This window comes from Enterococcus nangangensis (assembly GCF_005405245.1).
Classification (GTDB): Bacteria; Bacillota; Bacilli; order Lactobacillales; family Enterococcaceae; genus Enterococcus_J; species Enterococcus_J nangangensis.
The window spans coordinates 1-11,553 of record NZ_BJDR01000037.1 but is presented as its reverse complement, the minus strand read 5'-3'; the positions used below and the strand labels follow the sequence as shown (position 1 = coordinate 11,553).

12 protein-coding genes are annotated in these 11,553 nt (G+C 41.5%); 2 read left to right on the top strand and 10 right to left on the bottom strand.

All coding sequences use genetic code 11. From position 1 onward, the window contains the following. Nucleotides 1-89 precede the first annotated feature (89 nt). The 3 genes from FFM57_RS09395 to FFM57_RS09385 form a co-directional block, all read right to left on the bottom strand. Entirely contained in the window at nt 90-533 is a 444-nt protein-coding gene (locus tag FFM57_RS09395; protein ID WP_137600262.1) for a GatB/YqeY domain-containing protein, read from the bottom strand. A 20-nt stretch (nt 534-553) separates the two neighbouring features. After that, entirely contained in the window at nt 554-730 is a 177-nt protein-coding gene (rpsU, locus tag FFM57_RS09390; protein ID WP_002356740.1) for a 30S ribosomal protein S21, read from the bottom strand. A gap of 123 nt (nt 731-853) precedes the next feature. After that, nucleotides 854-1,276 (bottom strand): Fur family transcriptional regulator, encoded by a 423-nt coding sequence (locus FFM57_RS09385; protein WP_137600261.1) that lies wholly within the window; start codon nt 1,274-1,276, stop codon nt 854-856. A 94-nt stretch (nt 1,277-1,370) separates the two neighbouring features. Here FFM57_RS09385 and FFM57_RS09380 point away from each other — a divergent pair, with 94 nt between their 5' ends. Further along, nucleotides 1,371-2,228 (top strand): pyruvate, water dikinase regulatory protein, encoded by an 858-nt coding sequence (locus FFM57_RS09380; RefSeq protein ID WP_137600260.1) that lies wholly within the window; start codon nt 1,371-1,373, stop codon nt 2,226-2,228. A gap of 40 nt (nt 2,229-2,268) precedes the next feature. On the opposite strand, the gene FFM57_RS09375 is transcribed toward FFM57_RS09380, so the two are convergent. From FFM57_RS09375 to trxB, 4 genes are all read right to left on the bottom strand, one after another. Further along, nucleotides 2,269-3,111, bottom strand: a complete 843-nt coding sequence (locus tag FFM57_RS09375; protein WP_443093096.1) for a GHMP family kinase ATP-binding protein — start codon at nt 3,109-3,111, stop codon at nt 2,269-2,271. 41 nt (nt 3,112-3,152) lie between these two features. After that, nucleotides 3,153-3,404, bottom strand: a complete 252-nt coding sequence (locus FFM57_RS09370) for an ArsR/SmtB family transcription factor (protein WP_137600263.1) — start codon at nt 3,402-3,404, stop codon at nt 3,153-3,155. Between the two features lie 194 nt (nt 3,405-3,598). Continuing rightward, the gene (locus FFM57_RS09365; RefSeq protein WP_137600258.1) at nt 3,599-5,329 is read right to left on the bottom strand and encodes a phospho-sugar mutase; all 1,731 of its coding nucleotides are present in this window, start codon (nt 5,327-5,329) and stop codon (nt 3,599-3,601) included. A gap of 145 nt (nt 5,330-5,474) precedes the next feature. Further along, nucleotides 5,475-6,389, bottom strand: a complete 915-nt coding sequence (gene trxB, locus FFM57_RS09360; protein WP_137600257.1) for a thioredoxin-disulfide reductase — start codon at nt 6,387-6,389, stop codon at nt 5,475-5,477. Nucleotides 6,390-6,616: 227 nt separating this feature from the next. Between trxB and FFM57_RS09355 the strand changes: the two genes are divergently transcribed. Further along, nucleotides 6,617-7,447 (top strand): hypothetical protein, encoded by an 831-nt coding sequence (locus FFM57_RS09355; protein ID WP_137600256.1) that lies wholly within the window; start codon nt 6,617-6,619, stop codon nt 7,445-7,447. Between the two features lie 53 nt (nt 7,448-7,500). On the opposite strand, the gene FFM57_RS09350 is transcribed toward FFM57_RS09355, so the two are convergent. The 3 genes from FFM57_RS09350 to FFM57_RS09340 form a co-directional block, all read right to left on the bottom strand. Beyond that, on the bottom strand, nt 7,501-9,282 hold the full coding sequence (locus FFM57_RS09350; RefSeq protein WP_137600255.1) for an ABC transporter ATP-binding protein: 1,782 nt from the start codon (nt 9,280-9,282) through the stop codon (nt 7,501-7,503). Next, complete coding sequence (locus tag FFM57_RS09345) at nt 9,282-11,033, bottom strand: ABC transporter ATP-binding protein (RefSeq protein ID WP_137600254.1); 1,752 nt, start codon at nt 11,031-11,033, stop codon at nt 9,282-9,284. The genes FFM57_RS09350 and FFM57_RS09345 overlap by 1 nt, the downstream gene beginning before the upstream one ends. A 127-nt stretch (nt 11,034-11,160) precedes the next feature. Next, nucleotides 11,161-11,385 carry a YneF family protein gene (locus FFM57_RS09340; protein ID WP_137600253.1) on the bottom strand — a complete coding sequence of 75 codons (225 nt, stop codon included), beginning with the start codon at nt 11,383-11,385 and terminating at the stop codon, nt 11,161-11,163. Nucleotides 11,386-11,553: the final 168 nt, after the last annotated feature.

Sequence of the window (11,553 nt, the reverse complement as noted above, 5' to 3'; positions counted from 1 at the left end):
CGAACACAAAAAGAGAAGTACCGAAGTACTTCCCTAAGCGAATTTAATGTGAAACAACACCAGTTGACAAAGAGCCGTGACTTTTATGGTTAATTTAAAAGTTCTTTGACGACGGCGTTAACCAACTTGCCATCTGCTTTGCCTTTAACTTGCGGCATTACTTTCCCCATGACTTTACCAAAGTCGCTCTTGCCAGTAGCGCCTGTTGCTGAAATAGCAGCAGCCACGATGGATCGAACTTCTTCTTCAGTCAATTGTTGTGGTAAGTAACGTTCTACAATAGTAATTTCTTTTGCTAAATCATCAGCTAAATCCTGTCGTCCAGCATTGGCAAATTCTTCTTTTGAGTCCTTCCGTTGTTTCATCTCGCGAGCTAAAATCGTAAGTTCCTCGTCAGGAGTCAATTCTCGGTTAACCTTGATGCCTTCGTTTTGCAGTGAAGCTTTCAGCATGCGAATGACGGATAAGGTTTCTTTATCCTTAGCTTTCATCGCTTGCTTCATATCATCACTAATTTGTTGAAGTAATGACATAAGAAATCATTCCTTTCGTACTAGAATTTTTTGCGTTTTCTAGCAGCTTCAGATTTTTTCTTACGTTTAACACTTGGTTTTTCGTAAAATTCACGTTTGCGAGATTCTTGTAAAGTCCCAGCTTTTGAAACGGAACGTTTGAAGCGACGAAGAGCATCGTCAAGAGATTCATTTTTGCGAACCACTGTTTTTGACATGTAAATTCCCTCCCTCCGAGCTTAAAAAGTAACCGTTACTATAGGATAACCTAATTGAAACTGTCCTTTTAGTATTATACCGAAGTAATTAGATAACGTCAACCAACGATTTAAGCAAATTTTTCAATGCTTCTCATTTTGTTTTAGACAGTTTTCACATAAGCCGTAAATTTCAAAACGGTGACCTGAAATAACACAGCCTGGTAATTGCTCTTGGAAAACATCCATGGGACACATTTTAAGAGGAATCGTCCGGCCACATTGGGTACAAATAAAATGGTGATGGTGCTGATGACCGCCACAATTTATGCGGTAACGTTTTTCACCAGCAAAGTCCGTTACTTCTAGCAGATGCGCTTCCTCAAACTCTCGCAAATTGCGGTAGACGGTATCATAGCTTAGCCCCGGATGATTTTTCTGTAAGTACTGGTAGACTTCTAAGGGGGATAGATAGCGGTTCTCTCCTTGTAAAAAGCTTAAAATTTCTTGACGCTTACTGGTCGCCTTAAAGCCCGCTGCCTTTAATTTATCTTGCCAATTTTCCAAGTTTCTGCCACCTTTCGCCTATTTCTTTTCACGTGGACTATTTTGTGAATATGGTATAATAAATTACATTAAAACACAAGAAAGGATTTTACTTATGGCCTTCCCTCCTTTAGAAAAAGAACTGGTAAATATTTTTTTAATTTCCGACTCCGCTGGCGAAACTGCCTTAAAGACGGCGCAAGCTTGTATGGCACAATTTCCAGGCGCCAACTTTTGTTTATACCGTCGGACCTTCGTCAATGATAATCAAACTTTGTTAGATGCTTTAAAAGAAGCCAAAGATGTCGGTGCGCTTATCATGCATACCTTAGCTGATCGCAAACGCTTGGAGCTTTGCCAAATTTTTTGTCAAGAAAGTGGACTACGTGCCTTTGACTTAATTAATCCTGTGATTAACGAAATTGCGCAACGCTCTGGTTTAGAACCCAGTGGTGAACCTGGAGCTTTACACCACTTAAACGAAAATTACTTTAAGCGAATTAAAGCGATGGAGTTTGCAGTGCAATATGATGACGGCAAAGACCCGAAAGGCTTTTTAAAAGCCGATGTCGTTTTATTAGGCGTCTCGCGAACGTCTAAAACACCCTTAAGTTTATTTTTAGCCAATAAAAATTTAAAAGTGGCTAACTTGCCTCTCGTTCCGCAAGCACAATTACCTAAAGAAATTTTCCAAGTAGATCCCAATAAGATTGTGGGACTTACTAACAATCCAGAAATTCTCAACAATATTCGGAAGGAACGTTTGCGAGCTTACGGTCTAGATTTAGATAGTGCGTACTCGGACTTAGATAAAATCAAAGAAGAACTGGCTTACGCTGAAGCGCTTTATCAAAAATTAGGTTGCATCGTCATTAACGTTGCTTCTTTATCCATCGAAGAAACAGCTTCTTTAATCTTAGAAGCGCTAGATTTGCCGGACCAAAGTTATGGCATGAAAATCGCTAACAAATAATGAAAAGGTAGTGCTCCCGTTGTGAGCACTACCTTTTTCATTAATAAACTTGAATACCTTGTGTATCTAAGGAGACTACTTGAACTTTATTTTTCGGAGAGAGTTCTTTCAGACTCCATTCAATGCGTCGAACTTTACTTGCCGGCACTAAAGCTAAAATCCCGCCGCCGGTTCCAGCGATAAAACTGCCGTAACCTTGATATTTTTCTAAGACCGCCCGCACTGCTAATAAGTGGGGATCTGGCGTGCTAAATTGCTCCGTGTATTTTTGCAAAGTCACTAACAACTTACCGGTTAATTCGATGTCGCCATTAAACAAGGCTCCCACCAACAAGTTCGTCGTACTGGTCATCTTTTTAACAGTAGCAAAAGATAAAGTTTCTGGAACTGGCAGTTGCTGCAGATTTTCTTTTGCCGGCAAAAAGAGTAGCCAATCACTTTCTGGAAAATAATGACGCAAACAATGTTGGACATTTTCGCCATCGGTGATTAAAAAGCCGCCTAAAACCGCTGCGCTACTCCCACTGATATCTAAGCCTAAAGCGACAGCTTGTTGAATTTTCGCAGTCTCACTTAATCCCAAATGTGCCAAACGATTCGCCAACTCGATTGCAGCCACCCCAGTAGCTACTTCTTCCCCCAAGCCGTAGCCCACTGGAATTGTCGAATGAATTCGAATCCTTTGCGGCGTTAAATCCGGCGCAGCTTCCTCAACTGCTTTTAAAAAGATTGCTTGCATCCCAGCTGTGACACTTTCCGCTGTGGCACTTTGAATTTCCCACTGATTACTAGGTTGCAAGACTTCCACGGTTAAATATAAGGACAACGCCAGCCCAAATGAACTGTATCCTAATCCTAAATTTTGGCTTGTGGCTGGCACCATAATTTTCAAATTACTACACCAACTTTCTTTACAACTCTCGTTTAATTATGTAAGACGTGTTCAAAGGTTTGTTGCAAAATATCCAACACGTGGTGATCGGCCAACGCGTAATAAATAATTTTGCCATCTCGTCTAGCAGCAACAATTTTGTTGTCCCGCAACAACTTTAACTGATGAGAAACCGCAGATTGCTCCATTTCCACATGATTGGCAATGGCCGTGACATTCTTTTCCCCGCTTTGTAAAAACAAAAGAATGCGCAGACGATTTTTATCTCCCAGTACTTTATACATCCGACTTACTTTTTCAATGACGACTGCTTCTTCCACTAGATGAACCTCCTTACTGTTTATCTATTTTAACATAAGAATACGCTAGGGAAAGCAAAATGGCTAGTTCCCCTTAAATTTAGCCGTTTATTTTCTAGCACAGTCAAAGAAAAGAGTCTACAAGTCCCATTGCTGCCTGACTTGTAGACTCCTTGACACTATTCAGCAGTTAAAGCTGCCAAACTAGTTGCTAAGGCCGTAATTTTTTGTTCTGCGTCGGCATGATCATTTCCTTTAACGCCCACGTAAAATTTAATTTTTGGTTCTGTTCCTGATGGTCGTACGGCAATCCATGATTCATCTGCTAAGTAATACTTCAACACGTTAGATTTTGTCATGGGAATTTCTTCCACATTGCCATCCACTAAGCGCGTTTTCTTTTGGGTTTGGAAGTCTTCCGTTTGAATGACTTTCACGCCAGCAAATTCTGTTGGTGCTTCCTCCCGCAACTTATTCATCAAGGCTTTGATCTTTTCAGCCCCTTCAATTCCATCTAAGGTTACCGAAGTTGTTTTTTCTTGATAATATCCAAAGCGAGCAAAAATACTTTCTAAGCCATCATATAACGTCTGCCCTTGATGTTTATAATAGGCAGCTACTTCAGCTAATAAAACTAAAGTTTGAATGGCATCTTTATCCCGGACAAAGGGTTTAATTAAGTAGCCATAGCTTTCTTCAAAACCAAAGACAAAACTTTGACTGTGGTCTTCTTCATACTGTTGAATTTTTTCGGCAATGAATTTGAAACCAGTTAAAACATTAACCGTTTGAACTTCGTAGCTAGCCGCAATGGCTGCTGGCAATTCACTAGACACAATAGATTTTAAAATCACCGCGTTATTTGGCAAATCATGGGCTTTTTCTTTGGCTTTTAATAAATAATCCACCAATAAAGAAGCGATTTGGTTGCCTGTTAAGACTTGGTATTCGCCATTTGGTAAACGAACAGCAGCTCCCAAGCGGTCGGCATCGGGGTCGGTGGCAATCAAGACATCAGCAGCTTCTTGTTTGCCTAATTGAATGGCATATTCAAAAGCACCAGGTTCTTCAGGATTGGGGGATTTCACCGTGCTAAATTCTGGATCAGCAACTGCTTGTTCAGGCACCAGCACAAACTTTTCGAAACCAGCTTGTTTTAAAGCCCGTTCCCCTAACATCCGGCCAGTACCGTGAAGTGGTGTATAGACTAAGCGTAAATCTTTCCCCATTTCTGCAACCAGTTCTGGATCTACGGTTACTTTTTTCACTTCTTTTAAGTAGGCGCTATCGATTTCTTCCCCCACGATGGAAATCAAACCAGAGTGTTTCACTTCATCTTCCCGTAAAACAGGCACGGCTAAAGGATTTGCCACTTGTCGGACAAAGTTAGTTAAACGATCGGCATCTTCTGGTGGCATTTGGCCCCCATCTTCACCGTATACTTTATAGCCATTGTACTTAGCTGGGTTATGACTTGCCGTAATCATGATTCCGGCAAAGCAGTGTAAATATCTAACAGCAAAAGAAAGTTCGGGTGTTGGGCGCAGACTTTCAAAAACATAGCTAGGAATATTATGATAAGCGAGAGTCCGCGCTGCTTCCATGGCAAAATCTGGTGACATATGGCGAGAATCATAAGCAATCGCTACGCCTCTTTTTTTAGTCTCCGGATCTTGTTGGTCCATAAATAATGCTAAGCCTTCAGTAGCTTGCCGCACAGTGTAGATGTTCATGCGATTAATCCCCGGGCCTAAAATCCCCCGCATGCCGGCGGTTCCGAATTCTAATGGAGCGTAAAAAGCATCTTCCAACTCCAACCGGTTTTCTTTTAATTCCTTAAGTTGTCCCTTTAAATCTTCGTCTAATTGGTCAAAACTAGCCCAATTACGATAAATGGTTTCCCAAGACATAACATCCACCTCTCTCATAGTTTTACGCTTTAAAGTATACCATTCTTAGAAAATACATTAAAGGAATAACCAGAAGAATTTAATTCTTACTTTTCAGGACGTAAAAAAACACCCATCTCGCAAAAGACAGGTGTACTTTGATTTTTTAAGCTAGCTCTTGTAAATATTGATAGACTTGTTGGCCGGCAATGCCACCTTCACCTACTGCGGTAGTAATTTGGCGCAACGTCTTTTCCCGTACATCGCCAATGGCATAGATACCAGGAATTTTCGTTTCCATTTCTTGGTCCGTTTCAATCCATCCTTGGGCATTGGTGATGCCCAGTTTGCGGAAAGGTTCCGTTAAAGGATCTAAGCCCACGTAGATAAAGACGCCATCAGCGCTTTCTGCCGTAACTTCACCAGTTTGCACGTTTTTCAGTTGCACGCCTTGCACTTTGATTTCGTCGCCAGTAATTTCTTCTAACACTGTGTTCCAATAAAATTCCATCTTGGGATTAGCAAACGCTCGCTCTTGAATAATTTTTTGTGCCCGTAACTCGTCACGCCGATGGACAACCGTTACTTTGCTAGCAAATTGGGTTAAATAAATGCCTTCTTCCACTGCAGAGTCGCCCCCACCAATCACAAAAAGATGTTTGCCTTTGAAAAAGGCTCCATCACACACTGCACAATAAGATACACCGCGCCCAGCAAATTCATCTTCGCCAGGAACACCCAACTTACGATGGACACAGCCAGTAGCAATAATCACGGCTTTTCCTTCATAAGATTGATCTTCACAGACCACGGTTTTCGTCGTACCGTGGTCGATAATTTCTTCCACAATACCATACGCATTCACTGTGCCAAATTGATTGACACCTTCGTACATCTTATAAGCTAACTCCGGCCCCATAATGGAGGTGAAGCCTGGATAATTTTCTACTTCAGCGGTGTTATTCATTTGCCCCCCAGGAGCGCCACGCTCAATTAATAAAACTTTTAAATTAGAACGGGATGCATAAAGCGCTGCGGTCATCCCCGCAGGCCCGGCACCAATCACGATTACATCATACATTTCTTTGGTTCCTCCTCTTTTTCCTCACGGGTTAGATTACCCTTAAATTCGCCAAATGACAAATTTTCTGCTTCCTTAAGCGTAACGAAATTTGCGACAAAAAACAAGAGGTCCTTGTTCTTTTTATCCCCTTCAAGTATCCTTGAGACGACAGCGAAAAAGACTAGCCTTCCCTGCTAATCACTCCACCTCGTTGCTGCTAAATTTTTCAAGAAAGAAGAGCCACTATGAATATTCGACCACTCAAATCTGACGACATTCGCCAGCTAAATCTTTTTTTACGCCAATCGGCAATCATGGAACAACGAACACATCCTAAAGTGGAAATTGAACGGACGATAACCTATTACCAACAAAGTTTAACTGTGGAAGGTGAGTTGGCCTTAGTTGCAACTGACCATGAATCAATCGTCGCTTGTGCCCTTTTGCATATTAGTACGGAGCAACAACTGCTTCACGCTAGTGGCGGCTTTTTAGCTTTGAACCCACCAGTAGCTTACCCTCAACTACTAGATTATTGCGCCAAACATTTTCCCGGCTGGCAGTTACTCTTTACCCCGACGGAAAAAAATTTTGAACTAGTGGCTTATCTTGAAACATTATCCCCCATTGAAAAAAGTAGTGCGCTGGATTATCGTGGGCAGTTACAAAATTTTAGCACTAGCAACCCGCCTTTAGTGCCCCTGACTGCCCAACAATTTCTGCCTTATCTAGCTACGTACGATAGCGAAATGCACGCTGCCTTTTGGCACGGCGAGCGTTTGCTGGCTGAATTTGCAAAGTGGCGGGTCTATGGCACTCTAGCAACAAATGGCGCAGTGGAAAATTTGATTGCCCTCCAAGTTTATGCCAGCGGGATAGTCGAAGTTTTTTACGCTTATAGCACTGCTACTCCAGCGGCGGAAGAAAATTTTTATCGCGGCGCCTTTGCTAGTTTAAAAGCTTTAGGCTATGATTCTTTCATTTGGTTTGCCGAGGAAAGCTTGCCTGTTAAAAATGCTTTAGCCCACTGGTGTCAAAGTAACGGTACCTACACAGAAATTAAAATTCAACTATAAAAATAAAAAAGTGTCGGCCAAAGAATTTTTCTTGGGGCCGGCACTTTGCTAGTTTATCCTTCTGAATTTTGTAATTGATACATATCGTAATACAGACCACCTAATGCTAAGAGCTCATCATGGGTTCCTCGTTCCACGATGCGTCCTTTATCTAAAACTAAAATTAAGTTCGCATCACGAATGGTGGACAAACGGTGAGCAATGGCAATCGTCGTGCGCCCCGTCCGCATTTTTTGAAGACCTTCTTGAATCAGACTTTCCGTTTCCGTGTCAATGTTGGCGGTGGCTTCATCCAAGACTAGAATTTTAGGATCCGTCACCATCGTCCGAGCAAAAGTAATCAGTTGGCGTTGGCCGGAAGAATAACTAGCTCCTCGTTCAATGACTTTGGCGTGATATTTGCCAGGCAACGTTTCAATAAATTTATCGGCTTGCACAAATTCAGCAGCTTGCCGGATTTGGCTGTCGGTAATGTTCTCGTTTAAAAGGCGAATGTTACTAGCCACATCCCCATAAAACAAGAAGGCATCTTGTAAGACTAACCCTAATTTTTCCCGTAACTCCGGTAAAGAAAATTCACGAATGTCGTGGTCGTCAATTAGAATTTGTCCTTGATTAAATTCGTAAAAACGCATTAAGACGTTAATGATGGAGCTCTTTCCACTACCAGTGTGTCCAACTAAGGCCACCGTTTCACCAGGATTAGCAACAAAAGAAATATCTTTTAAGACGTCGTGTTCCCCATCGTAAGAAAAAGTCAGGTTTTTAAATTCAATTTTTCCTTGTTGAATTTTTTCAGCCGCGTCAGGCTTTTGTTGCGGCGTAATTTCTTGGTGATCTAAGATGCGCAAAATTCGACTAGCCGCCACCGTCCCGTCTGTGAAGACAGACAAGTAATCCATCATGGAAGACATGGGGTTAAAGAAAGATTGCACGTAACTAGTGAAAGAATAAATTAAGCCAACTTTTAAGGGGTTATCCAACGCTTCAATCCCAAAAAGCGTCAAGACTAAAGCAATCGCTAATGAATAAAGTAAATTAATCACAGGTCCTAACAATAAGGAGTTAATGCGAATCATGGAAAACCGCGTTTTTAAGTAGTCATCGTTTACTTTTTCAAATTCCGCTTCTAAACGGTGCTCTTGGCGAAATTGTTGGACGATTTGCATCCCGGAAATCGTTTCGTTTAACTTGGTATTTAATTGGCTCAAACGTTCCCGCATCGAGCGGTACAACTTAGAAGAATATTTTTGGTAGTACCAGATAATCACCAGTAAAAAAGGCAAGAAGACTAAGCAAGCTAAGGCGATCGTCTTATCAATGGCAAACATCGCTACAAAAGCGGAGACCACGGAGAAAATACCCGTTAAAACCATCATAAAGACGTTCCAAAAATCAAAAAGCGTTTCCGTATCGTTGGTCACCCGCGAGACGATAGAGCCTGCTGGTGTTTGATCAAAGTAACGCATGCCTAATGTGTGGAGTTTTTCAAACAATTTAACGCGAATATGTTGGTAAGTTTTTAAAGCCGCTTGAGAATATAAAAAAGTTTGGAAAAACCAAATGACGCTTTTTAAAATAGTCCCCACTAAATACAACAGCGCAAAAAACAAAATGACTTGCAGCGTTGCGCTTTGGTTGCGTAAATATTTATCGATTAATTCTTGCAAAATGAGGGGCATTAAGATATTAACGACACTCAGTAAGAAAGCAAAGAAAATCGAAGCGAAAAAAGTTTTGCCAAAGGGTTTAGCAAAGTGAAACATCCGCTTGACGATTACTTTTTGCTCTTTTAAGGGAATGGCTTTGGACCATGCAGATTGATATTCTTCCATTAGGCTTTCCCTCCTTCAATTTTTTGTTCCAGTTGTTGCTTGGCATACATTTTAGCATACCAACCATTTAAAGCTAAGAGCTCTTGGTGAGTACCACGTTCAGCCACTGTACCATCTTTAATAACTAAAATTTCTTTAGCGTGCATTACAGAAGACAAACGGTGCGCTGCGATAATCGTTCCCTTGTTGCCGCGACGTTCTTTTAGGTTGTGGAGAATTTCTTCTTCTGTCTTAGCATCTACAGCGGATAAAGCATCATCCAAAATTAAAAGTTCTGGATTCATTAACAAGGCTCGCGCGATGGACAAGCGTTGCTTTTGACCACCGGAAAGAGAAACGCCCCGTTCTCCCACCATCGTTTCATAGCCGTGGGCAAAGCCTAAGATGTCTTCGTGGACATCAGCCAGTTTAGCGGCCGTCATGACTTCTTCCATCGTGGCTTCCGGGCGAGCAAAACGAATATTATCAGCCACCGTCATGGAGAATAAGAAATGGTCTTGCGGCACATAACCAATTTGTGGCAACAAACTGTCTAAGGCGTAATCTTTAATGTTGACGTCGTTCCACAAAATTTTTCCTTGGTACTCGTCGTATTCCCGCATTAATAATTTAATTAAGGTCGTCTTCCCGGCGCCTGTTTTCCCGACAATCCCAATGGTTTCACCTTCGTGCAACGTGAAACGAACATTTTTTAAGCCCACACTGGCATCGTCAGGATAAATAAAGTCAGCAAGTTGATAGTCTAACGTGCCACAAGCTGGCGTCGTAACTGGAACTTTAGCTTCTACAATGTGGGATTTTTCCCGCAAAAGTTCTTGGACCCGATCGTAAGAGGCGGACCCTCTTTCTAAGACGTTAAAAAGCCGGCCAATGGCAAACATCGGCCAGACTAACATCCCAATGTAGGAGATGAAAGAAACCAATTGCCCCACGGTTAACTCGTTATGCACGATGAGTTGTGAGCCTAAAATAATAGTTAAAACATATGAAAGACCAATGATTAAGGTGGTGAAAGGATCGAATAACGCATCTAAAAAGTTGGTGCGGCGATTTTTTAAAATCGCGTTATCAATTTTAGCATCAAAGTCGGCCAAATCTTCAGCTTCTTGACCAAAAGTTTTAATCACCTTAATGCCGGTAATACTCTCTTGCGTTTTATCATTGATATCAGAGAAAGCTTCTTGGCTTTCCCGAAAGGCATCATGAAGTTTAGTGCCTAAGACCCGAGCTAACATCGCCAAAAAAGGGAGCGGAATCAGCGCAATGAGGGTCAAGCGCCAATCCACAAACACAATCATGGCAATAATGGTGGAGCCCCCAGTAATGATGGAGTCCGCTAAGGTTAAAATACCTGAACCCGCCACATTTTGCACAGCGTTTAAGTCATTGGTAGCATGGGCCATCAAGTCCCCTGTACGGTACGTTTGAAAAAATTGGTGATCCATCATGGTGAAGTGATGAAATAATTGTTTCCGTAAAGATTTTTCTAGTTTAGCAGCACTCCCCCAAATACATTGGCGCCAGATGTAACGGAATAAATATTGTAAAATTGCCGCAGCCACTAATAAACCAATCCACATCATAATGCCCGACATGGATAAAGTACGTTCATCAATAGCATCGATGATGATGCCAATAACTTTCGGTGGTGCGAGTTGGACGATGGCTACTAAGAAGAGGGCTAAAACACCCCAAAAATACGCCCATTTTTCTTCTTTAAAGAACCAACCTAGTTTTCTAAAAATTTGCATTGTTGCCTCCTACTTCTCACGGCTGGCCTAAAGCACTAGTCGTTTTGTTTCTAAAATAAATTCTGAAAATTAGCACAATTAAAAAGAGCATAAAAAAACGGGCTGAGACTATCAGCCCACAAAGGATTTATTTGCCTTTGCCAGAGTTTTTCATTTGGGACATCATTTGACGAATTTTCTTTTCAGAAGGTTTTTGACCCATTTGCATCATCATGGTCCGCAACATTTCCTCATTGATTGGAGGATTTTTCTCAAGATAGTCTTTCATATATTTACGCGCTAAGAAGAAACCGCCCACAGCTCCTAAAATTGCTGCCACAACGGCAATTAATACTACCCACGGTGTAGCCATATTTAACATACTCCTTTCTGTACGATATTCTCAATCAATCATTTTACTAGAAACTTTCCTAAAATAAAAGACCTTCTGAAAATTTCTCTAAAAAAATCTCGTTCGAAAGTGATAATGTCCTAGGTATATCGAAAGGGAAAATGTCCCAAAATGATAAAATAACCTTAT